At 58.5% G+C, this 23,904-nt stretch carries 20 protein-coding genes, 1 tRNA gene and 1 pseudogene; 10 read left to right on the top strand and 12 right to left on the bottom strand.

Annotated elements, in window-relative coordinates:
• Positions 1-16: 16 nt before the first annotated feature.
• The 5 genes and pseudogenes from dppA to JS46_RS18940 form a co-directional block, all read right to left on the bottom strand.
• The gene (dppA, locus tag JS46_RS18960; protein ID WP_033754464.1) at positions 17-1,627 is read right to left on the bottom strand and encodes a dipeptide ABC transporter periplasmic-binding protein DppA; all 1,611 of its coding nucleotides are present in this window, start codon (positions 1,625-1,627) and stop codon (positions 17-19) included.
• A 1,179-nt stretch (positions 1,628-2,806) separates the two neighbouring features.
• Positions 2,807-2,883 (bottom strand) — tRNA-Pro (locus tag JS46_RS18955).
• A 131-nt stretch (positions 2,884-3,014) separates the two neighbouring features.
• Positions 3,015-4,688 (bottom strand): annotated as a pseudogene (eptB, locus tag JS46_RS18950) (kdo(2)-lipid A phosphoethanolamine 7''-transferase); the annotation flags it as partial.
• A gap of 258 nt (positions 4,689-4,946) precedes the next feature.
• Positions 4,947-5,375: an organic hydroperoxide resistance protein gene (locus JS46_RS18945; protein WP_033754461.1), complete on the bottom strand. Its 429-nt coding sequence runs from the start codon at positions 5,373-5,375 to the stop codon at positions 4,947-4,949.
• Between the two features lie 88 nt (positions 5,376-5,463).
• Entirely contained in the window at positions 5,464-5,928 is a 465-nt protein-coding gene (locus JS46_RS18940; RefSeq protein WP_033754457.1) for a MarR family winged helix-turn-helix transcriptional regulator, read from the bottom strand.
• Positions 5,929-5,991: 63 nt separating this feature from the next.
• On the opposite strand from JS46_RS18940, the gene JS46_RS18935 reads away from it, so the two are divergent.
• Entirely contained in the window at positions 5,992-6,585 is a 594-nt protein-coding gene (locus tag JS46_RS18935; RefSeq protein WP_033754455.1) for an HD domain-containing protein, read from the top strand.
• Between the two features lie 40 nt (positions 6,586-6,625).
• Here JS46_RS18935 and JS46_RS18930 read toward each other — a convergent pair whose 3' ends face one another.
• Entirely contained in the window at positions 6,626-6,919 is a 294-nt protein-coding gene (locus tag JS46_RS18930; protein ID WP_033754453.1) for an HTH-type transcriptional regulator, read from the bottom strand.
• Positions 6,920-7,444: 525 nt separating this feature from the next.
• Here JS46_RS18930 and JS46_RS18925 point away from each other — a divergent pair.
• Positions 7,445-9,046, top strand: a complete 1,602-nt coding sequence (locus tag JS46_RS18925) for a gamma-glutamyltransferase family protein (protein ID WP_033754451.1) — start codon at positions 7,445-7,447, stop codon at positions 9,044-9,046.
• Positions 9,047-9,084: 38 nt separating this feature from the next.
• Here JS46_RS18925 and metF read toward each other — a convergent pair whose 3' ends face one another.
• The 3 genes from metF to metB form a co-directional block, all read right to left on the bottom strand.
• A complete protein-coding gene (gene metF / locus JS46_RS18920; protein ID WP_033754449.1) occupies positions 9,085-9,981 on the bottom strand; it encodes a methylenetetrahydrofolate reductase in 897 nt (298 codons plus the stop codon).
• A gap of 212 nt (positions 9,982-10,193) precedes the next feature.
• The gene (locus JS46_RS18915) at positions 10,194-12,629 is read right to left on the bottom strand and encodes a bifunctional aspartate kinase/homoserine dehydrogenase II (RefSeq protein WP_033754447.1); all 2,436 of its coding nucleotides are present in this window, start codon (positions 12,627-12,629) and stop codon (positions 10,194-10,196) included.
• A gap of 2 nt (positions 12,630-12,631) precedes the next feature.
• Positions 12,632-13,792, bottom strand: a complete 1,161-nt coding sequence (gene metB / locus JS46_RS18910) for a cystathionine gamma-synthase (RefSeq protein WP_033754444.1) — start codon at positions 13,790-13,792, stop codon at positions 12,632-12,634.
• Between the two features lie 265 nt (positions 13,793-14,057).
• Here metB and metJ point away from each other — a divergent pair, with 265 nt between their 5' ends.
• Positions 14,058-14,375: a met regulon transcriptional regulator MetJ gene (metJ, locus tag JS46_RS18905; protein WP_033754441.1), complete on the top strand. Its 318-nt coding sequence runs from the start codon at positions 14,058-14,060 to the stop codon at positions 14,373-14,375.
• Between the two features lie 390 nt (positions 14,376-14,765).
• Here metJ and rpmE read toward each other — a convergent pair whose 3' ends face one another.
• Positions 14,766-14,981, bottom strand: a complete 216-nt coding sequence (gene rpmE / locus JS46_RS18900; protein WP_033754439.1) for a 50S ribosomal protein L31 — start codon at positions 14,979-14,981, stop codon at positions 14,766-14,768.
• 233 nt (positions 14,982-15,214) lie between these two features.
• Between rpmE and priA the strand changes: the two genes are divergently transcribed.
• From priA to hslU, 5 genes are all read left to right on the top strand, one after another.
• The gene (gene priA / locus JS46_RS18895) at positions 15,215-17,410 is read left to right on the top strand and encodes a primosomal protein N' (protein WP_033754436.1); all 2,196 of its coding nucleotides are present in this window, start codon (positions 15,215-15,217) and stop codon (positions 17,408-17,410) included.
• A 145-nt stretch (positions 17,411-17,555) separates the two neighbouring features.
• Positions 17,556-18,590 carry a DNA-binding transcriptional regulator CytR gene (gene cytR / locus JS46_RS18890; protein WP_152560718.1) on the top strand — a complete coding sequence of 345 codons (1,035 nt, stop codon included), beginning with the start codon at positions 17,556-17,558 and terminating at the stop codon, positions 18,588-18,590.
• Between the two features lie 153 nt (positions 18,591-18,743).
• Positions 18,744-19,709: a cell division protein FtsN gene (gene ftsN / locus JS46_RS18885; RefSeq protein WP_033754430.1), complete on the top strand. Its 966-nt coding sequence runs from the start codon at positions 18,744-18,746 to the stop codon at positions 19,707-19,709.
• A gap of 90 nt (positions 19,710-19,799) precedes the next feature.
• Positions 19,800-20,330, top strand: a complete 531-nt coding sequence (gene hslV / locus JS46_RS18880) for an ATP-dependent protease subunit HslV (protein ID WP_071997483.1) — start codon at positions 19,800-19,802, stop codon at positions 20,328-20,330.
• 9 nt (positions 20,331-20,339) lie between these two features.
• Positions 20,340-21,671 (top strand): HslU--HslV peptidase ATPase subunit, encoded by a 1,332-nt coding sequence (hslU, locus tag JS46_RS18875; RefSeq protein ID WP_033754427.1) that lies wholly within the window; start codon positions 20,340-20,342, stop codon positions 21,669-21,671.
• Here the strand turns inward: hslU and JS46_RS24395 are convergent.
• Positions 21,661-21,834, bottom strand: a complete 174-nt coding sequence (locus JS46_RS24395; protein ID WP_160173338.1) for a hypothetical protein — start codon at positions 21,832-21,834, stop codon at positions 21,661-21,663. The two genes, hslU and JS46_RS24395, sit on opposite strands and share 11 nt — an antisense overlap.
• Between JS46_RS24395 and rraA the strand changes: the two genes are divergently transcribed.
• Positions 21,833-22,318, top strand: coding sequence for a ribonuclease E activity regulator RraA (gene rraA / locus JS46_RS18870; RefSeq protein WP_033754424.1), 486 nt, complete (start codon positions 21,833-21,835; stop codon positions 22,316-22,318). The genes JS46_RS24395 and rraA overlap by 2 nt on opposite strands.
• Before the next feature lie 55 nt (positions 22,319-22,373).
• Here rraA and zapB read toward each other — a convergent pair whose 3' ends face one another.
• Positions 22,374-22,613, bottom strand: a complete 240-nt coding sequence (zapB, locus tag JS46_RS18865; RefSeq protein WP_033754422.1) for a cell division protein ZapB — start codon at positions 22,611-22,613, stop codon at positions 22,374-22,376.
• A gap of 419 nt (positions 22,614-23,032) precedes the next feature.
• On the opposite strand from zapB, the gene JS46_RS18860 reads away from it, so the two are divergent.
• The gene (locus JS46_RS18860) at positions 23,033-23,881 is read left to right on the top strand and encodes an MIP/aquaporin family protein (RefSeq protein ID WP_033754419.1); all 849 of its coding nucleotides are present in this window, start codon (positions 23,033-23,035) and stop codon (positions 23,879-23,881) included.
• The last annotated feature ends 23 nt before the right edge of the window (positions 23,882-23,904 follow it).

Genomic DNA, 23,904 nt, shown 5'->3' with positions numbered 1-23,904 from the left:
GCCCGCACCACAGGAGTTATTCCTGGATATCGACGTTTTCGAAATGGTGTTTACCTAACGGATCGACCACGTAGCCAGAGACTTTTTTGCTCACCGGCTCAAACACCGTAGAGTGCGCGATAATCAGCGCCGGCGCCTGGTCATGCATCACTACCTGCGCCTGCTTATAAAGCTCGATACGTTTATTGTGGTCCGACTCCGCACGCGCCGGCTGGATCAGATCTTCAAACGGCTTGTAGCACCAGCGCGAGTAGTTGGAGCCATCTTTTGCCGCCGCGCAGCTAAACAGCGTGGCGAAGAAGTTGTCCGGATCCCCGTTGTCGCCGGTCCAGCCCATCATCACCGACTGGTGTTCGCCCGCTTTCGCGCGCTTCAGGTATTCACCCCACTCGTAGGTCACGATTTTGGCTTTCACGCCGATTTTCGCCCAGTCAGCCTGAACCATTTCCGCCATACGGCGCGCGTTCGGGTTGTAAGGACGCTGAACCGGCATCGCCCACAGGTCAATAGAGAAGCCGTCAGCCATACCCGCTTCTTTCAGCAGCGCTTTGGCTTTTTCCGGATCGTAGGCGTAGTCCTGAATCGCGTCGTTGTAGCCCCACATGGTCGGCGGGATCAGGTTCTTCGCGGCCTGGCCTGCGCCCTGATAAACAGCGTCGATAATCGCTTGCTTATTCACCGCCATAGTCAGCGCCTGGCGTACCTTGACGTTATCCATCGGCTTCTTCTCGGTGTTGAACGAGAGGTAGCCAACGTTCAGGCCCGGCTGCTCCATCAGGTTGATCTTGGTGTCTTTCTTCATGCTGGCGATGTCGGCCGGGTTCGGGTACGGCATCACCTGGCACTCGCCCTTCTGCAGCTTGGCATAACGCACGGAGGCATCCGGCGTGATAGAGAAGACCAGACGATCGATTTTCGGCTTGGTGCCCCAGAAGTCCGGGTTGGCCTTATAGAGAATGCGCGAATCTTTCTGGTACTGCTGCAGCACGAACGGACCGGTGCCGACCGGGTTCAGATCCAGCTTCTCCGGCGTACCGGCTTTCTGCATCTTGTCCGCATACTCTTTCGACAGAATCGACGCGAAATCCATGCCGAGGTCGGCAAGGAACGGCGCTTCCGGGCGCGTCAGGGTAAAGCGCACGGTGTAGTCGTCGACTTTCTCGATTTTGCCGATCAGCTTCGGCATATCCATGCCTTCGAAATATTCGTAGCTGCCGCCGGAAACGTTGTGGAAGCTGTTGTTTTTATCCAGCTGGCGCTCGAACGAGAACACGACGTCGTCGGCGTTGAATTCACGCGTCGGCTTAAACTCTTTGGTGGTCTGCCACTTCACGCCTTTACGCAGGTGGAAAGTGTAGGTTTTGCCGTCATCGCTGACGTCCCACTTCTCCGCCAGGCCAGGCTGCAGCTCGGTGGTGCCTATTTTGAACTCAACCAGACGGTTATAGATCGGCACGGAGCTGGCGTCATAGGTGGTGCCAGAGGTGAACAGTTGCGGGTTAAAGCCTTCCGGCGAGCCTTCTGAACAGTAAACGAGGGTTTTTGCCTGAACACCTGCGGCGACGGTCATAGCAATCAGGCTCAGACCGACCTTCAGCATCCTGGATTTGGCCAGGGAGTTGATCATGCTTTTGCTCCATTGTGATGTGATGTTGTGTGTATTGCCCGACCTCTGTTTTTTTTATGCGGTTCAGGCGGACCACTGACGTGGTCGAAAGTGCGGAGCGTTCTTGTTGTGTTTTCCCGACGCCGTGGAAACTGCCGGATCACGCCGCTTCTGCAACTTTATTGACGCATCAATTTGTCAACAGTTGCAATGAACGTCAATACAGCCGCGAGTTATTTACACAGAGTGTGAGGAATAGCAAGCAACGGTAAAAAAAAGCCTTCTCACTTAATCGCCAGATATTGCACAGCGCTTTTCGCTGCCAGACCATATATCTCACTAAGCCTGACGATAATTGACAGTGATTCTCACCGCTAAAAAACATCGGCGCTTGCGCGATAAATGTTGAATAACTGAACGATCCAGCGTGCGTTATCGCGTCCAGGCAGTAGAAAATGCTGGGATTCAGGCATAAGCAATCCGCATGACGATAAAAAAGGTCATAAGAAAAACGCGATGCGAAATAAGCGTCTGGGCCTGATGCGGCGCGCATTAGCGCGTTGAAAACGGCAATAATCAGATGAAACCCGCCTGAACGGCGGCAATGGGGAATTTAGTGAAGTTTTTAATAAAACTGAGGGAAAAAGCAGAAACAATCACAGGCGATATTATATCGAAAAAAGAGCCAGCGAAATTGTTCGATACGCGCGGTTAACGCCTCACAAAAACTTATGCGAATGACAGTTTAATCATGCCTGCTTTTTATTGGATAGCGCATTCGAGCATGAAGAGAATGACATTAAAACAAGTGCCAATATGCTGCATTAAAGTTCTTAGGCGACATATGTTTCAAACAGGCCGCACCTGAGCTTAAACGCGGATGGCATGCACGGAGAAACACGAGTTGCGAGCAATCTCTTTTCAAACAGACAGCGCCTCAGTCGAAACGCGGATGGCATGGGCGGAGAAACACGAGTCGTGAGCAATCTCTTTTCAAACAGACAGCGCCTCAGTCGAAACGCGGATGGTATGGACGGAAGAGCAAAGCGTCCCGCGACAGGGCCGTCGCGGGCCGAGCGCGCAGGGATGCGTACAGCGACTTTGCGATCCGTCCATACCATCCGCGTGAGCACGAGTCTTACAGCGTCGTTTTCCTGCAGACGAAAAAAAACCTGCTTTTTCAAGCAGGTTTCTTAAATCTGGTCGGTGAGAGAGGATTCGAACCTCCGACCCCTTCGTCCCGAACGAAGTGCGCTACCAGGCTGCGCCACTCACCGATGGGGGCGCATGTTACTGCGCCCGATTGTCAGCGTCAACCGCTTTTTAGCGGTTTAGCCGCGTTCGCCTGGAAAGCAGCCTGCCCGCCAAAATTCTGGTGCTTCTCAGTCACATCCCGCGCGTCGCTGTGCGACGAAACCGGCGCCTGACACCAGTTATTCGCCGCTTTAATACCGCCGTTCGGCGAACTGTAGCCCAGACAACCCAGAATCGTATCGAACAGCTCAACGTGGCGATGCGTCTTACCGACGCGCTGCTGCGCCTGCAGACGCTCGAAATTAGCGCGGTTATTGGCATCGGCCAGATACTTATCCGACGCCCACACCATCATCGGCACGCGGAACTGCTCCGGCGGCGCCAGCTCGCGCGGCGTACCGTGCAGGTGCATATTCTCGCTAATCGACTCGCCGTGGTCGGCGGCATAAAACACAATCGCTTTCTTATCGCGCAGCTGATCGAACACGCTATCGAGCATGCTATCCACGTAAAGAATCGAGTTATCGTAGGCGTTAATCAGCTGCGCCTTGCTGCAGGTCTCATCGACGCCCATACACTCTGGCTGATAGCGCGCGAAACTGCGCGGATAGCGCTGCGAATAGAGATAGTGCGAACCTTTGGTATGCAGCACCACCAGATGCTTGCCGTGCGGATAGCGATCCAGCGACGCCTTCAGTTCCGGCACCAGCAGCATATCGTCTACCGACTTGCCGGCATTGCGCGGCTCAGAGCCAATCTGCTCGCGGAAAGCGAAATTATTAACCTCCGCGTTATCGTAAAACCAGACCTCGCTCTGCATGGCGAACAGCTCGGACGAAAAGCCCAGCTCCTTCATCACGGCAAAAATATTCTTCTCTTTCAGCGTACGTCCCGGACTATCCTCGGTGCCGCCTTCGCGCACGAACATACAGCGCAGCGACAGCTTGGTGGCGGTGTCGCACGACTCGCCACGGAACGCCACCAGATTCTTCTCTTTAGAAAGCTTCGGCGTGGTATCGCGATCGTAGCCCAGCATGCCCATATGATCCCAGCGCGTGGTCTCGCCGATCACGAACACCACATAGGTATCGTCAATGCCCGGCGGCGCGACATAGGTAAACTTCTTCGCCGGATCGAGCAGCTCCTGACTGTCCAGCGTCTCATCAATGCGCGTCCAGGCAAACAGCCCTACCGCTGCCAGCCAGTTTGACGGCAAATAAGAGTGCGCCACCACGCCGCCGTAGCTCGGCAGATCGATATTGGTAATCTCTTCATTAGCCTTTTGCAGCTTGTCGAAATAGCGGATCGGCAGCCACACCAGCGCCACGCACAACAGCATCAACAGCGCAGGCTTAAGGCGCTGTCCCGGCGTGCGCAGCTGCTCCATCAGCGTCTGGCTGAGGTTATTACGCCAGATCATCAGCAGCGGCAGCGCGCTGACGCCGACCATCCAGAGCACGAAGTGCAGGCCGACCACCTCTTTCGACAGATCGACGTCGGTGGTCATCACCGAGGCGACGATGCCGTAGCCGATAACCACGTTAAAAAAGGCCATATAGTAGGCCGCAGCGACGGAAATCAGTACCAGCAGCGTCGCGAGTATGCGATAGAGCCGCTTGCCGCCCAGCGACAGCAGACGCATCAGGAAAAAAGTCAGCACGACGATAGCCATCACTTCCGTGAAAGCCGTCAGCCAGTTGGTGGGTGTGGATTTGATAAGAAAGCCGTCAAAACGACGGTAAAAAATCGGCAAATTCAGCAGGATGCCGATGTATAACGCCAGCAGCAGCGACAGCTTTTGCTGAGTTATGGTCTTAATATAATTCATCTTAAAGGGTTTTCCCGGGACTTAAGCACGATGTTGAACGCTATTGTGACTATCGCAACGCGGAAGAGTTCGCTGAATTAGCGCAGAGACATAACGATTGTCAGGCGAACAAGAAGAATCTGAACGGGATCGGACGGCTCTTTCACGAGGCTGCACAGTAGAACATAAAATAACCAGGCAGGCCAGAAAAGACGGCAGCGAACAGGTGCCAGAAAAGCGGGGAAAATGAAAGTGGGCCCGCTGCCGGGCCCGTAAAGCTTAGCGAATGATATTCAGCGTCACGTCGATGTTGTTGCGCGTGGCGTTAGAGTACGGACAAACGATATGCGCGGCGTCAACCAGCTTCTGCGCTTCCGCTTCGTCCATCTCCGGCAGGTGAATATTCAGTTTGGCTTCGATGCCGAAACCGTTCGGAATCGGACCGATACCGACCTCGCCTTCAATCCATGCGTCTTTCGGCATCGCGATTTTGTCGCGGCCCGCTACAAATTTCATCGCGCCGAGGAAACAGGCGGAATAGCCGGCAGCGAACAGCTGCTCCGGGTTGGTGACTTCGCCGCCGGCGCCGCCCATCTCTTTCGGCACGCCCAGCTTCACGTCCAGCACGCCGTCAGAAGAGGTTGCACGACCATCACGGCCGCCGGTTGCTTTGGCTTTTGCGGTATAAACAACTTTCTCTAAAGACATAACTTCCTCTCTTTATAAACGATTTAATCGTACGCGATTAATAAAAGTGTAGCCGATGTTTCGACGGGCGCGAGCGCCCGCTAAATCTTTAGCGCGACCGGTTGAGATTGTCGCGCAGTAAATCGAGCCCGTTCTTCAGCGCCAGCAGCGTCTCTTCGTCGCAGGCCGTGGCGCACTGAATCGACTCCGGAATGGCGCTCGCCTGGCTTTGCAGCTCGCGGCCCTGATCCGTCAGCGTCACGACCACCTGACGTTCATCCTGACGCGAACGCTGGCGGTTAATCAACCCTGCGCTTTCCAGCCGCTTCAGCAGGGGCGTCAGCGTGGCGGAATCGAGAAACAGCTGCTCGCCGATTTCCGAGACGGTGAGATCGTCCTGCGCCCACAGCACCAGCATCACCAGATATTGCGGATAGGTGAGGTCGACCTGCGACAGCAGTTGCCGATAGACTTTATTCATCGCCAGGTTGGCGGAATAGAGTGCGAAGCAAAGCTGTTGATTGACCAACAGTGGCGCCGCCTTCGCTTTTTTGTCATTTTGGTTACTGTTCATGGCAATCAATATAAATAGCGCGCTAGACAATTGCAAGCAACTTTTAACCAGGAGGGCTTTTGCATGCTGGAATCTCTGGAAGAGCAGGCGCGACGCTACGCGACGCGCGCTCATGCTGAAGCCGGTCAACGGCGCAAATATACCGACGAACCCTATATCGTTCATCCCGCCGCCGTGGCGGAGCTGGTGCGCAGCGTCAGCGCAGACGACGCCCTGCTGGCGACCGCCTGGCTGCACGATACGGTTGAAGATACCGCCACCACGCTGGCCGACATTGAATTGCACTTCGGTTCGCGCGTGGCACAGCTGGTCGGGATGCTGACCGATAGCGCCCAGCCGCAGGCGAAAAACCGCGCCGCGCGCAAGCTGGCGCACTTTCGCCATACCGCCGAGGCGTCGCCCGAGGCGCAAACCGTCAAGCTAGCCGATATTATCGATAATACGCGCGCCATCGTACGCTTCGATCCCCACTTCGCCCGCATCTATCTGGTGGAGAAACGCGTTCAGATCCAGCTGCTTAAGCAGGGCGACGCCCAGCTATGGCAGCAGGCCAGCGCCGTTATCGAACAGGGGATCGCGCAGCTCGGCCAACCGCCCTACAGCGTGCCGGAAAGCTGGTTCGTTAAACAGGCGGCGAAATATAGCGGGCTGAGCTAAAAAAAAACCCGCCGCGGCGGGTTATCTTTTGTTCTTGTTTTTAGTCCAGTAACTGCCGTCCGAGATAGGGATTGGCATGCAGCAATTTCATCAGTTTCTGCGCCGTCGCGGAAGGACGTGTACGGCGCGCTTCCCAGCTTTTTACCGAGGAGACGCTGACGCCCATCACTTTGGCAAATTCATCTACTTTCATTCCGGTTAACTCACGCAGGCGCTGCGGCTCTGGCATGGCGGGCTGAAGCTGAATTTCAGTTGTGGCAGGTGTTGCATCACGTGTCAGTACAATCTGCTCAAGGCTGCTGAGCAATTCAAAAACAGGATCTTTTACTTCCATAGAGAACTCCTTAAAACTCACTATGAATCACGTGAAAGTAGAGGTAAAAACCAAATGGTTCACACACCGATCTTTGCAGGCTGTATCCCGCAAGGGTTTATGGTTATCGTTAGTGAAACCCCTACGGGACACAGCCTGATGCCCACTGTCTGATAAGTTTGTCAGAGCAATGGGTCATCTCGCCGGGATTCTAAGTATGGATAGAGACCTGACGATTTGCTGCGGGAATATCGATTATTTTTTTAGCTAAAGCTGTCCTTTTTGCTATAAGCAAAACAAGCCCTTGATCACAAAAGGCAAACCCACCGCGCTGCGCTTAAAAAAAGCGCAAAAATTGCAAAAAATGCGCACCGTTTACACTGCTACTGTAAAGCTTTCTGTCTAATAATCAGGCAAAAATCGCGCCAGGATGCAAAGCCTGTGATTTTTTCTTGTTTCACCTCTCCCCCGGCCTGCGACAGGATAGACATTGCACCACCTCGGCGCATCGGTATGGCGCAGCTGCACTCAGCTAAGGAACGGGAAATGCATTCTGAGTTCGATTTTCACGCCAGCTACGCGTCGCATCGCGTGCCGGTGATGGGCCGCAACGCGGTGGCCACTTCTCAGCCGCTGGCGTCGCAGGCAGGTTTGCGTATGCTGCTGCAGGGCGGCAACGCGGTGGACGCGGCGATCGCCACCGCCATGGCGCTAACGGTGCTGGAGCCGACCGGCAACGGCATCGGCAGCGACGCCTTCGCCATCATCTGGGACGGCAGTCGGCTGCACGGTCTGAACGCGTCGGGCCGCGCGCCGGCCGCCTGGCATCCCGGGCGCTTCGTCGGCCGCAGCCGTATGCCGGAGATCGGCTGGGAAGCGGTCACCGTGCCGGGCGCGGTATCGGCCTGGGCGGCGCTGGCGCAGCGCTTCGGCACCCTGCCGCTGACCACGCTGGCACAGCCTGCCATCGATTACGCGCGCAACGGTTTTCCGGTCTCGCCGCTGATCGCCGAACTCTGGCAGCGCGGTTTCGACAAGCTCCAGCATCAGCCCGGCTTTGGCGCATGTTTTGCGCCCGACGGCAGGCCGCCGCGCGCTGGCGAACTGTTTCGCAATCCGGCACAGGCCGACACGCTGCAAAAGATCGCCGAAAGCAACGGAGAGAGTTTTTATCGCGGCGAGCTGGCGGAAAAAATGGTCGCCTTCGCCCGCCAGCATAACGCCGCGCTGACGCTGGAGGATCTCGACAGACATCGAGCCGACTGGGTCAGCGTGCTGTCGCAGCCGTTTGCCGGCGGTTCGGTACAGGAGTTGCCGCCCAACGGCCAGGGGATCGCCACGCTGATTGCGCTGGGCATTCTCGAGCAGCTCGATATCGGCCGCTACGCGCCCGACTCCGTTCCCTGGCTGCACCTCTCTATTGAGGCGATGAAGCTGGCGCTGGTGGATCTGGCGCGTTACGTCAGCGATGAAGATCATCTTGAGTTTCCGGCGCAGCGGCTGCTGAGCGAGGGCTATCTGCGTCAACGCGCGGCGCTCATCGATCCTCAACGCGCGGGCGACTTCGTCTTCGGCGCGCCGCAGCAGAGCGGCACCGTCTATCTCAGCGCCGCCGATGCCAGCGGCATGATGGTCTCTTTTATTCAGTCGAACTTTATGGGCTTTGGCTCCGGCGTGGTGGTGCCTGGCACCGGCATCAGTTTGCAAAATCGCGGCGCGGGCTTCTCGCTCGATCCCGCGCATCCCAACGTGGTGGCGGGCGGCAAGCGCCCTTTCCATACCATTATCCCGGCTTTCGCGCTCGACGCGCAGGGCGCGCCGCTCATGTCGTTCGGCGTTATGGGCGGGCCGATGCAGGCGCAGGGCCACCTGCAGCTGGCGCTGCGTATTATGCTGCACAAACAGAATCCGCAGGCGGCAATCGACGCGCCGCGCTGGCGCGTGGAGCAGGGTCGTCACGTGGTGTTCGAATCCGCGCTTGAGCGCAATACGCTGGCGGCGCTGCGTCGGCTAGGACATCAGGTGACGCTGGAGGATCCGCTGCAGGGCTATAACTTCGGCGGCGCGCAGGCGATCGTTCGCGACCCGCAGGGGTTCTATATCGCGGCGACAGAGAGCAGAAAGGATGGTCAGGCGGTGGTGTTTTAGCGATACATGGGGCAGCAGCGCTGCCCCCCTCAGGCCGCTCAGGCGGCCAGCACCGGCCGTACGCCCAGCGTATGACAAATGGCGTAGCTCATTTCCGCACGGTTCAGCGTATAGAAGTGGAAATCCTTCACTCCTTCACGCGACAGGATTTTCACCATGTCCATGGCGATATTGGCACCCACCATTTTGCGCGTTTCCGGGTCATCATCCAGCCCCTCGAACATCGCGTTCATCCAGCCCGGCACACGCACGTTAGTCATGGTGGCGAAGCGCGTTAGCTGTTTAAAGTTCGACACCGGCAGAATGCCTGGCACGATCTCGACGTCGATGCCGGTGGCGACGCAGCGGTCACGAAACCGCAGGTAGCTCTCGACATCGAAAAAGAACTGGGTGATCGCGCGGCTGGCGCCCGCATCGATTTTGCGCTTCAGGTTGATGAGATCGGCCTGCGCGCTTTTCGCCTCGGGATGCACTTCCGGATAGGCGGCCACCGAGATATCAAAATCCCCGACCTCTTTCAGCAGCGACACCAGATCGCAGGCGTACATATCGGGTTTGCCGCCGTTCGCCGGCAGATCGCCGCGCAGCGCCACAATGTGGCGAATACCGTTTTTCCAGTAATCTTCCGCAATCGCGCGCAGCTCGTCGCGCGAGGCGTCAATGCAGGTCAGGTGCGGTGCGGCTTCGAGGCCAGTGCGATCTTTAATGCCTTTGATAATGCTGTGGGTGCGGTCGCGCTCGCCGGAGTTGGCGCCGTAGGTGACGGAGACGAATTTCGGCTTCAGGCTGCTGAGACGATCGATCGAGTGCCACAGGGTCTCTTCCATTTCGCTGGTACGAGGCGGAAAAAACTCGAATGAGACATTAATTTGCCCGTTCAGCTCCGCCAGGCTCTGATTCAGCGCTTCGCGCTGGTTGGCATGAAAGAAACTCATCCTGCTTACCTCATCAAAAACGTCGGGTTAATTTGCGGCCTGCGAACATCCATACGTTTAGACGTCCAGATGCACAAAATGACCCAATCTCAGGGAGTCGTCAACTGAAAAGTGATAAAGCGGCGTGACAAATATTCAAACATAGTGAGGGAAATTCATGCGGATGAAAAAGTGGCGTTGAGCGCCTGCCAACGGGGCAGGCGCGCAAAATATTACAGCAGTTGAGCAAGTCGATGAATATCAGACTGAATTGCGCCGGCGGTGACGTCGCGTCCCGCGCCAGGACCGCGGATTACCAGCGGATTGTCGCGATACCAGCGGCTTTCGATTGCGAAGACGTTATCGCACGGCAGCAGCGACGCCAGCGGATGCTCGGGCCGCACCGCTTCGACGCCGACACGCGCTTTACCGCTGGCGTCGAAACGCGCCACGTAGCGCAGCACCAGCCCCATCTCCTGCGCCGCTTCCAGACGCTGTAGCATCTGCTCGTTAAGCGCCTCGCCATGCTCGAAGAAGTCGTCGATCGATCCCGCCTCGCAGCCGGCCGGCACCAGCGACTCGACGCGCACCTGGTCAGGCTCGATGTTGTAGCCCGCCTCGCGCGCGAGGATCACCAGCTTGCGCTTCACGTCCTGTCCCGACAGGTCGACGCGCGGATCGGGTTCGGTCAGGCCCTGCTGCCACGCCTGGTCTACCAGCTCGGTAAAGGGCACCGTACCGTCGAACTGCAGGAACAGCCAGGAGAGCGTGCCGGAGAAGATGCCGCTAATGGCTAAAATGGTGTCGCCGCTGTCGCGCAGATCGCGCACCGTGTGGTTAATCGGCAAACCGGCGCCGACCGTGGCGTTATAGAGCCAGTGTCGTCCGGTTTTGGTAAAGGCGTCGCGGATCTGCCGCCAGGTCTGGCTGTCGGACGCCCCGGCGACTTTATTCGCGCTGATGACGTGAAAGCCGTGGCTGGCGAAATCGAGGTACTGCTGCGCCAGCGGCGTGCTGGCGGTGACGTCGAGCACCACCAAATCGTCGAACGGATGCGCGCGCATCCACAGGAACAGCGACTCTTCGTCGCGCTCCTCCGCTTCGTCATCGAAGAAGGCGAGCGCGCGGCTGGCGTCAAGCCCCTCATAGCTCAGCAGACTGCGACGACTGTCCGCCACGCCCGCCAGCACATATTCAAAGCCGGTGCGTGCCGACAGCGCTTCCTGCTCGCGCGCGAACAGCTCCAGCCAGCGCGAGCCGATATTGCCTTTGCCGAACAGCATCAGGCCGATACGTTTTTCCGCGCGAAACAGCGACTGATGCAGCCCCTGCACCAGCGACTGCGTCGGCCCGACGCGCAGCACCGCTACCAGACTGATGTGATCTTCCGACTGCCAGACGAACTCGACCGGCTGGTCCTGGATCTCCTGCCAGAAACGGTGGCTGTGCAGCGGATTGCGCGTGACGCCCGCGCCGACCAGCGCCACCAGCGCCAGCCCTTCGCGCAGCTGCAGATGAGCGGGAAGGCCCGCATCCTGCAGCAGCTGAAACACGCTGTTGACCACTTCGGCGGTATAGCAGAGCTGCAGCAGCTGGCGATCCGGATGCACGCCGGTCGCCAGCGGACGTAGCTGCGCCCGCTTAAGGTGAAGCTCGACCTCTTTATGCAGCGCCGCGAAATCGTGTTGATCCGGCACCTGAACTTCAATCAGGCAGACATCGTCATGGCTGGTGACGATGCGCGCGCCGGTACCGGATGCCAGCACGCGCTCGATGCGCGTCGAGCCCTGCTCCGGCTGATAGCTGCAGCGCAGCTGCAGATCGATATCGCTGCCGGACACCGGCTGCAGCGTGCGCGTATGCAGCACCGGCGCGGCGAGGCGCGCCAGCTCGCTCGCTTCGTCGAGGCGCAGCAGCGGCAGCAGACAGGCGTCGGAAACTTTGCGCGGATCGGCGCTATAGACGCCGGCCACGTCGCTCCAGATGGTGACGCGGCCGACGCCCGCCAGCGCGCCGATCTGCGTGGCGGAGTAGTCGGAACCGTTGCGCCCCAGCAGCACGGTCTCGCCCGCGTCGTTGCGGCTAATAAAGCCGGTCACCACGATACGCTGGTGCGGATGCTGCGCCAGCAACGTTTGCAGCAGCGGCCAGGATTTGCCTTCGTCGACCTGCGGCTGCGCGGCGCGCTCTGCCCGCAGGAAGTCGCGCGCGTCGAGCCAGCAGGCATCGATCTCGCGCTGGCTCAGCACCGCCGCCATCAGCCGCGCCGACCACACTTCGCCGTGGCCGACCACTTCGGCGTAGACCGCGTCGCTGATAGCGCCGTCGAGCAGCGCGGCGAGCTTTTCCAGATCGCGAATAAAATTCGCCATGAGCGGCTCGGCATATTCAACCGGCAGCAGTCCGGCGATCAGCTCGCTGTGATAACGCCGTAAAGCCTGCTGCACCTGATGCGCGGCCAGGCGATCGCTCTGGCTGAGTTTTAGCCAGCTAATCAGCTGGTTAGTGGTAGAGCCAGCCGCGGACACCACCATCAAATCGCCCGGCTGGCTGTAATCCGCCATAATGCTGGCGACGCGCTGATAACAGCGCGCATCCGCCAGGCTGCTGCCGCCAAATTTGTGCAACTGCTTACTATTCGGCGTTGCCGCGCCGGCTGAAATCGTCATTTTTAACCCTCGGATGCCGTCCGGAACGCATTATCCAGATCGGCAATTAAATCATCATGATCCTCAATGCCCACCGAGACGCGCAGCAGCGTCTCGGAAATGCCCGCCGCCGCGCGCGCTTCCGCCGACATGCCGGCGTGCGTCATGGTCGCCGTGTGGGAAATCAGGCTTTCTACGCCGCCGAGCGATTCCGCCAGCGTAAACAGCTGCAGCGCTTTGAGAAAACGACGCAGCAAGGCTTCGTCGCCGTCCAGCTCGAAACTCAGCATCGCGCCGAAGCCGCGCTGTTGACGCGCCGCGTATTCGTGTCCGGCGTTTTCCGGCAGCGAAGGATGATACAGCTTTTTCACCAGCGGCTGCTGTTGCAGATAGCTCACAATCGCCAGCGCGTTGCGCTGCGCCGCCGCCATACGCGGCGCCAGCGTGCGCAGACCGCGCAGCAGTAGGTAGCTGTCGAAAGCGGCGCCGGTGACGCCGATATTATTCGCCCACCAGGCGAGTTCGGTTACCCGCGCCGGATCTTTCGCAATCACCGCGCCCGCCACCACGTCGGAGTGGCCGTTGAGATATTTGGTGCAGGAGTGGATCACCAGGTCCGCGCCCAGCGCCAGCGGGTTTTGCAGCGCCGGGCTGAGGAACGTATTGTCGACCACGCTGACGGCGCCTGCGCCGCGCGCTGCCTCGCAGATAGCGGCGATATCCACCACGCGCAGCAGCGGATTGCTCGGACTCTCCACCAGCACCAGCTTCGGTTTTTCCGCCAGCGCCGCATCCAGCGCCGCGCGATCGCCCTGATCGACGAACTTCACGCGGTAAGCGCCGCGCTTCGCCATGCTGTCGAACAGGCGATAGCTGCCGCCATAGCAGTCGTGCGGGGCGACAAGCAGATCGCCCGGCTTCAGGAACACCGTCGTCACCAGATGGATCGCCGACATGCCGGTATTGGTCAGCACCGCGCCCGCCCCGCCCTCCAGCTCCGCCAGCGCGCGCTGCACCACGTCGCGCGTCGGGTTGCCGCGGCGCGAATAGTCATGCGCGCGCGGTTCGTTAAAATCGAGGAAGTTATAGGTGCTGGAGAGGTGAATCGGCGGGACAACGCAGCCATATTGCTCGTCATCATTCAAACCGCTGCGGACTGCGATGGTTGCCTGTTTACGCGTCATGGTGCTTTTTGTTCCTGAAGAGAGTAATAAAGAGGCATCAGGATAACATTCCACAATTGGACGTCAATACATCTGGACATCTAAATGTCTTTGCGTATAGATTGAGCAGAATGCTATAACCCGCTAAAATTACCCCTCATTGCCTGCGTTTTGCGTCCGCTTTTGCGGCCAGGATGAAGAAACCCCGCAGTTCAAGAGGTCAGGCACGGTAAAATCGGGCATAATCCACGGATTTCCCACTTTCAACTTTTGATTAAGGTAACCCATGGCTGAATGGAACGGCGAATATATCAGCCCCTACGCTGAACACGGTAAGAAGAGTGAGCAGGTTAAAAAAATCACTGTCTCTATCCCGTTGAGCGTGCTGAAAATTTTAACGGATGAGCGCACTCGTCGTCAGGTGAACAACCTGCGTCACGCCACAAACAGCGAACTGCTGTGTGAAGCCTTTCTGCATGCCTTCACCGGACAGCCGCTGCCGGACGATGTCGATCTGCGTAAAGAACGCAGCGATGAAATTCCGGAAGAAGCGAAAAAAATCATGCGCGAAAAAGGCGTCGATCCCGACACCTGGGAATATTAATAGCATAGCCTGCCGCTGGCAGCAGATTATCGTTTGAGACTCTGCTGCCATAGTTTTCTCCCGCCCTCTTCTTAATTTTCTGCCTGGTCTCATCAAAACTTAATTTTTTCGGCACCAGAGTCCCTTCCCTGTTTAATTATTGTCTTTTCTTTGCAGAACTATCTTTGCGACATTCTCTGGCATTTTAAGGAACAGAAAATAAAAAAAGCCTGAATGGTCAGGTTATTCCGCGTCCGTATGAATAAAGGCGTAAGCGTGCGCTGCGCATAGAGGCAGTAAAAGGATTTTTATCAGGGAATACAGAACGGAGAGAGTCAGAGAGATAATGCGAGGGAAAACAGCAGAGCGGAATGACTCAGCGCCAGGCGCGAATCATTCCGCTCAGAAAACTTATTTTTTAGCGCCCGGTACGCTGAAACGCTTGTTGAAGCGGTCAACGCGGCCACCGGTGGCAACTTCACGCTGCTTACCAGTGTAGAACGGGTGACATTTACCGCAGACGTCCAGGTTCATGTCGTGAGCCATAGTAGAGCGAGTGTGAATCACGTTACCGCAGGTGCAGGTGATGGTCACAGCTTCGTATTTCGGGTGAATACCTTGTTTCATGGGAGAACCTCATAAAAGGCCGTGTCGCTCTCCGTGCCAGGCTAAAAACCTGCACAGCACCACACGCGGTTGAACATTAATGTTTAAGCTCTGGCGAGACCTTTCTCACCAAAGGCGGCATACTATACAGAAAATAACCGCTTTTAGCAAATCTTCTGCAAGATACCCGCTGGTCGCGCCAGCGTGTACACTAGGCGTCCCGCTATGAATCGTTGAACCGGAAAGAGATCGCCATGCCCGTCGTTCAGGTTGCCCTGCCCGTTCCGCTACCCCGTCTGTTTGACTATCTACTGCCGCACGGCGCGCAGCCGGTGCTGGGCGGACGCGTCAGCGTGCCGTTCGGCAACCGGAAAATGGTCGGCGTCGTGGTGGGTTTCCGCGACCAGAGCGATCTGCCGGAGGCGCAGCTCAAGCGCGTCGCCGACGTGCTGGACAACGAATCGCTCTATCCGCCTTCGCTATGGCGACTGCTCAACTGGGCGGCGGGCTACTACCATTCGCCCGTGGGCGAGGTGCTGAGCCACGCGCTGCCGGTGCTGCTGCGCCAGGGCAAGCCGGCGCAGGAGGCGCCGCTGTGGCAATGGATCATCACCGAACAGGGTCAGGCGACCACGCCGGAGAGCCTGAAGCGCGCGCCGAAACAGCAGCAGGCGCTGGCGGCATTGCGTCATCAGCCGCTCTATCGCCATCAGGTCGCGGAGCAGGATCTTACCGAAACCGCTTTTCAGGCGCTGCGTGCGAAAGGCTTGTGCGACCTGCGCGAACACCAGCCGCAGCGGCTGGACTGGCGCACGCACTACGCCGTTAAAGGCGAGCGACTACGGCTCAATACCGATCAGGCGATGGCGGTCGGCGCTATCCGCAGCGAAGATGAGCACTACGCCGCCTGGCTGCTGGCCGGCATCACCGGCTCCGGCAAAACCGAAGTCTATCTTAGCGTGCTGGAAAATGTGCTGGCGCGCGGCAAGCAGGCGCTGGTGCTGGTGCCGGAGATCGGCCTGACGCCGCAGACCATCGCCCGCTTCCGCGAGCGCTTCGACGCGCCGGTCGACGTGCTGCACTCCGCGCTCAACGACAGCGAACGCCTTGCCGTCTGGCTGCGCGCGCGCCAGGGCGAAAACGCCATTATCATCGGCACGCGGTCGGCGCTGTTTACGCCGCTGGCGCGTCCGGGCGTGATCATTATCGACGAAGAGCACGACAGCTCTTATAAACAGCAGGAAGGCTGGCGCTATCAGGCGCGCGACCTGGCGGTATTCCGCGCGCGCGAAGAGGATATCCCGATCGTGATGGGCTCGGCGACGCCCGCGCTGGAGACGCTGCACAACGTGCACAGCGGCAAATATCGCCAGCTGGACCTGACGAAGCGCGCCGGTAATGCGAAACCGGCCCTGCAGCAGCTGGTGGATCTCAAAGGCCAGCAGCTTATTGGCGGGCTGGCACCCGCGCTGATCGGCAAAATGCGTCAGCATCTGCAGGCGAATAATCAGGTGCTGCTGTTTCTCAACCGCCGCGGCTATTCGCCCGCGCTGCTCTGCCATGATTGCGGCTGGATTGCGGAGTGTCAGCGCTGCGAACGTTACTACACCCTGCACCAGCAGCAGCGCCAGCTGCGCTGCCACCATTGCGACAGCCAGCGACCGCTGCCCAATCAGTGCCCGCAGTGCGGCTCGACCCATCTGCTGCCGGTCGGCGTCGGCACGGAGCAGCTGGAGCAGCAGCTCGGCACGCTCTTCCCTGGCGTGCCGATATCGCGTATCGACCGCGACACCACTAGCCGCAAAGGCGCGCTGGAGCAGCATCTGGCCGACGTGCATCGCGGCGGCGCGCGCATCCTGGTGGGCACGCAGATGCTGGCGAAAGGCCACCACTTCCCGGACGTGACGCTGGTGTCGCTGCTGGATGTCGACGGCGCGCTTTTTTCCGCCGACTTCCGCGCCGCCGAGCGCTTCGCGCAGCTTTATACGCAAGTCGCCGGTCGCGCCGGCCGCGCGGGCAAACAGGGCGAAGTGCTGTTGCAGACCCACCATCCGGAACATCCGCTGTTGCAAACGCTGCTGCACCAGGGCTATTTCGCCTTCGCCCAGCAGACGCTGCTGGAGCGCCAGTCGGTTATGTTGCCGCCCTGGACCAGCCACGCGCTGTTTCGCGCCGAAGATCACGACAACCAGCAGGCTGCTGAATTCTTGCAGCAGCTGCGCAATCTGCTCGACGCCAGCCCGTTGAAGGATACCGCGATGTGGCTCATGGGCCCGGTACCGGCGCTGCAGCCGAAGCGCGGCGGACGCTGGCGATGGCAGCTGCTGGTGCAGCACGCCTCGCGTAAGCGGCTACAGCAGCTGCTCGACGGCTCGCTGCCGCTGATCGCGACCCTGCCCGCCGCGCGCAAAGTTAAATGGACGCTTGATATCGACCCCACCGAAAGCTGAGCCTGCGAGCCAGATCGAAAAAAGTCGCACAAGTCACAATTTTTATGCAAATTAAGTAACAACACAGCCGCGCAATCGTTAACAATGTGCGCGGCGTGGCTTTTTTCGGCCACAACTATCCTTTGAATGCGTCAGGAGTAGAGTGTTGGAGCAGAACCCTCAAGCGCCCGCCACCATGAAAGATGTGGCTGAAAAGGCCGGCGTTTCGACCGCCACCGTCTCACGTGCGCTGATGAATCCTGAAAAAGTGTCGGCGGCGACGCGGCAAAAAGTCGAACAGGCGGTGATCGCCGTCGGCTATGCGTCGCACGGCCTGACGCGCAACGCTCGTCGCGGCGACACGCAGACCATCCTGGTAATTGTCCCCGATATCTGCGACCCCTTCTTTAGCGAAATTATTCGCGGCGTCGAAGTGACGGCGGCGCAGGAAGGCTATCTGGTGCTGATTGGCGACTGCGCGCACCAGAACCAGCAGGAGAAAACCTTTCTCGATCTGCTGCTGACGCGCCAGATCGACGGCATGGTGCTGCTTGGCTCGCAGATCCCGTTCGATCCCGTTCACGAGGAGCATCGCAATCTGCCGCCGATGGTGATGGCGAACGAGTTCGCCCCGGAGATGGCGCTGCCTACCGTGCATATCGACAACCTGACGGCCGCTTTCGAGGCGGTCAACCATCTGCTGCAGCTGGGCCATCGCCAGATCGCCTGCATCGCCGGGCCAGAAGCGATGCCGCTGTGCCAGTACCGCACCCAGGGCTATATTCAGGCGTTGCGCCGCAGCAATCTCACCGTCGATCCCACCTATATCGTGCGCGGCGACTTCAGCTTTGAAGCGGGCGCGCAGGCGCTGAAACAGCTGATGGCGCTGCCGCAACCGCCGCGCGCGCTCTTCTGTCACAGCGATATGCTGGCGCTCGGCGCGATGAATCAGGCTAAACGCCTCGGCCTGCGCGTGCCGCAGGATCTCTCGATTGTCGGCTTCGACGATATCGAGCTCTCGCGCTACTGTGAGCCGCCGCTCACCACCGTGACGCAGCCGCGCTATCAGATTGGGCGCGAAGCGATGCTGCTGCTGCTGGATGAGCTGCAGGGCAAGCGCGTGAATAACGGTTCGCGTCTGCTGGACGCCGAACTCACCGTGCGCGGCAGCACCGCGCCTGAGAAGAAGCGCGAGAAATAGCCGCACTTTTGGGTTATTTTCAGTAGATTCTTAAGGCGAACACTGCTGGTCAAAGTTCCAACCCTTAAGTAACATGGCGGACTCCTTGCCGGGCGGTCTTTTCAGGCGTTTTCGCCCCGTTGGCACGATTTTTTGAAGGGTATCAGAACGAGAGTGGCACAGAGAGATTACGTAGGCCGCGGGCGTTCAACAGGGACGCGTCGCAAAAAAAGCAGCACCAGCCGTGGAAAGAAAAGCAAAGGCGGTTCAGGTGTTTCCAAACTCATGATAGGGCTGGCCGTCGCGGTGCTGGTGACCTTTGCCGGTGGTTTATGGTTCCTTGCGCATCATAAAAAAGAAGATGTGCCGGTGATCCCGGATCATAAAGCCAACGGCAACGGCCTGCCGCCGAAACCTGAAGAGCGCTGGAAATATATTAAAGAGCTGGAGAACCGTCAGGTGACGGTGCCGACGCCGACCGAACCTTCGGCGGGCGGCGAGGTCCAGTCGCATACGCAGCTCACCGACGAACAGCGCCAGCTGCTGGAGCAGATGCAGGCGGATATGCGCCAGTCGCCGACGCAGCTGAATGAAGTGCCGTGGAACGAACAGACGCCGGCGCAGCGTCAGCAGACCCTGCAGCGCCAGCAGCAGCTTCAGATGCAGTCGCGTCAGCAGCAGCAGGCGACGCAAAGCGCGCCGGCGCGTCAACAGACCACGCAGCCGAGCCAGCCTGCGCGTCAGACGCAGACCACGCATCAGTCTCAGCCGCCGCAGCAGCAGCAGCCGAGCGCGCGTCCGGCACCGCAGCCGCGCCAGACGCAGACGCAGACGCAGACGCAGCAGCCTGCGCCCGTCACGCGCGAACCTGCGCAGGAGACGGCGAAGAAAACGGCGGAAAAACCGGCCTCTTCGCAGCGCTGGATGGTGCAGTGCGGTTCGTTCAAAGGCTCCGACCAGGCGGAATCGGTGCGCGCCGGTCTGGCGTTCGAAGGTTTCGAAAGCCGCATCACCACCGGCGGCGGCTGGAATCGCGTGGTGATAGGTCCATTTAAGGATCGCAGCGCCGCCGACAGCACCCTGAAGCGGCTGCGCGGCAACGGCCATTCAAACTGTATTCCGCTCGCCGTCGGGGGTTGAAACCCGCCAAAGCCGCCCCATATCTGGTTGCATGATGCGCCGCGCCTTGCCGCGCGGCGCTTTTTTTCTACTGCAACAAGGGGTCTGCCCGTGACAACAATAGTAAGCGTACGACGCAACGGACGAGTCGTTATCGGCGGTGATGGCCAGGCAACGCTCGGCAATACCGTGATGAAAGGCAACGTGAAAAAAGTGCGTCGTCTTTACAACGATAAGGTAATTGCCGGTTTCGCTGGCGGCACTGCAGATGCCTTCACGCTCTTTGAACTCTTCGAACGTAAACTGGAAATGCATCAGGGTCACCTGGTGAAAGCCGCCGTCGAGCTGGCGAAAGACTGGCGCACCGATCGCATGCTGCGCCGTCTTGAAGCGCTGCTGGCGGTCGCCGATGAAAACGCTTCGCTGATCATCAGCGGCAACGGCGACGTTATCCAGCCCGAAAACGATCTCATCGCCATTGGTTCCGGTGGCCCCTTCGCTCAGGCAGCGGCGCGTGCGCTGCTGGAGAATACCGAGCTGGGCGCGCATGACATCGTCGCGAAATCCTTAGATATCGCAGGCGACATCTGCATCTACACCAACCACAATGTTAACTTCGAAGAACTGCCGTCCAGGGCGTAAGGATTAAAGATGTCTGAGATGACTCCCCGCGAAATCGTCAGCGAACTGAATCGCTTTATCATCGGCCAGGACGGCGCAAAAAAAGCCGTCGCCATTGCGCTGCGTAACCGCTGGCGCCGTATGCAGCTCGACGAAGAGCTGCGCCACGAGGTGACGCCGAAAAATATTCTGATGATCGGCCCGACCGGCGTCGGTAAAACCGAAATCGCCCGTCGCCTGGCGAAACTCGCCAACGCGCCGTTTATCAAGGTGGAAGCGACCAAATTCACCGAAGTGGGTTACGTCGGTAAAGAAGTCGACTCCATTATTCGCGACCTGACCGACGCCGCCGTGAAAATGGTGCGCAGCCAGGCGATTGAAAAGAACAAATACCGTGCCGAAGAGATGGCGGAAGAGCGCATCCTCGACGTGCTGATCCCGCCGGCCAAGAACAACTGGGGCCAGCCGGAGCAGAGCAGCGAACCTTCCGCCGCGCGCCAGTCGTTCCGCAAGAAGCTGCGCGAAGGCCAGCTGGACGATAAAGAGATTGAGATCGACCTCGCGGCCGCGCCGGCTGGCGTCGAAATCATGGCGCCTCCGGGCATGGAAGAGATGACCAACCAGCTTCAGTCGATGTTCCAGAATCTGGGCGGCCAGAAACAGAAGCCGCGCAAGCTGAAAATCAAAGACGCGATGAAGCTGCTGATTGAAGAAGAAGCGGCCAAGCTGGTCAATCCGGAAGAGCTGAAGCAGGACGCGATCGAAGCGGTAGAGCAGCACGGCATCGTGTTTATCGACGAGATCGACAAAATCTGTAAGCGCGGCCAGTCGTCCGGCCCGGACGTGTCGCGCGAAGGCGTACAGCGCGATCTGCTGCCGCTGGTAGAAGGCTGTACCGTATCGACCAAGCACGGCATGGTGAAAACCGATCACATTCTGTTTATCGCCTCAGGCGCGTTCCAGGTCGCCAGCCCGTCGGATCTGATCCCGGAACTGCAGGGCCGTCTGCCGATCCGCGTTGAGCTACAGGCGCTGACCGTAAATGATTTCGAGCGCATTCTCACCGAGCCGAACGCTTCTGTGACCGTGCAGTACAAAGCGCTGATGGGCACTGAAGGGGTTAACGTCGAGTTCACCGAGGACGGTATTCGCCGCATCGCTGAAGCGGCATGGCAGGTCAACGAAACCACCGAGAATATCGGCGCGCGCCGTCTGCATACCGTGCTGGAGCGTCTGATGGAAGATATCTCCTATGACGCCAGCGATCGCCACGGCGATTCCGTCACCATCGACGCGGAGTATGTCAGCAAGCATCTGGATGAGCTGGTAGCGGACGAAGATCTTAGCCGCTTTATCCTGTAATTCCGTTTTTTCTATGCGCTTGCGCAAAGCCCGGCCACTGCGCCGGGCTTTTTTTTTCTGCATGCTGCTGATGCAGCGCCTTTTTTTCCGCTGATGATTTTGCCAACAATCCGCAACTGGCGGTATACTTACCCCTCCTGTGGCAAACAGATGAACCCATCATGAAATACGATACCTCTGAACTCTGCGACATCTACCATGAAGAAGTGAACGTTGTTGAACCGCTTTTTTCAAACTTTGGTGGCCGCACCTCATTTGGTGGTCAGATAACCACAGTGAAATGTTTTGAAGACAACGGCCTGCTCTACGATCTGCTGGAAGAGAACGGCCGGGGCCGCGTGCTGGTGATTGACGGCGGCGGTTCGGTGCGTCGCGCGCTGGTGGATGCGCAGCTGGCGCGTCTGGCGGTCGAAAGCGAATGGGAAGGCTTAGTGGTTTATGGCTCCGTGCGTCAGGTAGATGACCTGGAGGAGCTGGAGATCGGCATTCAGGCGATTGCCGCTGTGCCGGCGGGCGCGGCGGGCGAAGGCATTGGCGAGAGCGATGTGCGCGTTAACTTCGGCGGCGTCACCTTCTTTTCCGGCGACCATCTCTACGCCGACAATACCGGCATAATCCTCTCCGAAGATCCGCTCGATATCGAGTAATGCCGAAAACGAAAACGGGAGCGATGCGCTCCCGTTTTTCATTCTAATGAGGCGCTTACACCTCTTCCATTTTTCCCAGCAGCGCACGCAGGCGATCCTGCCACAGATGCTGCTCTTCCTTTAGCTGCTGATTTTCACGCACCAGCGAGTCATGATTGCCCGCCGCCTGTTGCGCTTCGTTTTTCAGCGCGTTGTTCTGCTCTTTCAGCTCTTCGATTTCCATCTGCAGCAGGGTGATGGTATCAATCGCCTGCTGTACTTTCGCTTCCAGTTTCTCGAATACTTCAAATGACATCTTTCTGACCTCTCCTAAATTCTCGCAGGGCGTTGATGATGCCAGCCTTAGCGCGTGACGCCCTGTATCAGCCAGGCCAGCAACAATGTTTCCGATTGTATGTAGCCTGATAGCGCAAGTCCAGCGACGCGGGCACTGCGGGCGCAGTCTGTAACACTTTTCGGCTTATACCTGGCTGCTTGCCGCTGCGCATGCGCGCGGCGGAAAACGAGGCGGCGGAAAAGTTGAAATGATGTTTCATGAAAGTGAAAAGGCGCGAAAACGCGCATTTTTTTGACTCAGCACACAGATTTAGATTTCGCTATTTCTCGTTTATGCTCGTTAACGATAAATTTACACCAGCCCTACAAGAGAGCTGGGTGACTCATGGATTGAGAACAAAAACTGATAAAATTTAACCTCGCTTCAGGAATACCATTATGAGTCAGACATCGAACACACTGAAAGGGCAGTGCATCGCCGAATTTATCGGAACCGGCCTGATTATCTTCTTTGGCGCAGGCTGCGTAGCCGCGCTGAAAGTCGCCGGCGCCGCCTTCGGGCAATGGGAAATCTGTATTATCTGGGGACTCGCCGTCTCCATGGCCGTCTACCTTACCGCCGGCGTATCTGGCGCTCATCTTAACCCTGCCGTCACGGTGGCGCTTTGTCTGTTCGCCAACTTTGAAGGGCGCAAGGTGGTGCCTTATATCCTGGCGCAGGTCGCTGGCGCATTCTGCGCTGCCGCGCTGGTTTACGGCCTTTATTACAATCTGTTCTTCGATTACGAGCAAAGCCATCAGATGGTGCGCGGCACGGTTCAGAGTCTGGATCTGGCCGGTATCTTCTCAACCTACCCTAATCCGCACATCAGCGTAGGCCAGGCGTTCCTGGTTGAAATGGTGATCACGGCGGTGCTGATGGCGGTAATTATGGCGCTGACCGACGATGGCAACGGCGTACCGCGTGGTCCGCTGGCGCCGCTGTTGATCGGCCTGCTGGTTGCCGTTATCGGCGGCGCAATGGGTCCGCTGACCGGCTTCGCCCTGAACCCGGCGCGCGATTTCGGACCCAAGCTGTTCGCCTTCTTTGCGGGTTGGGGTAACGTGGCCTTCACGGGCGGTAAAGATATCCCCTACTTCCTGGTACCGATCTTTGGCCCGTTAGTGGGAGCCTGTCTGGGCGCCTTCGGCTATCGCGCGCTGATTGGCCGCCACCTGCCTGGCGCCGTACTGGCTAGCAGCAAAACAGAAAAACCGGTCGCACGCGCTGAGCAGCGTAAAGCGTAAGTTTCACCTTTTCATCGGGAATG

Origin of the sequence: Pantoea sp. NGS-ED-1003 (assembly GCF_000738765.1) — a bacterium.
Lineage (GTDB): Bacteria > Pseudomonadota > Gammaproteobacteria > Enterobacterales > Enterobacteriaceae > Pantoea > Pantoea septica.
Note: the sequence above shows the minus strand (reverse complement) of the source record. Positions and strands in the feature narration are given on the sequence as shown.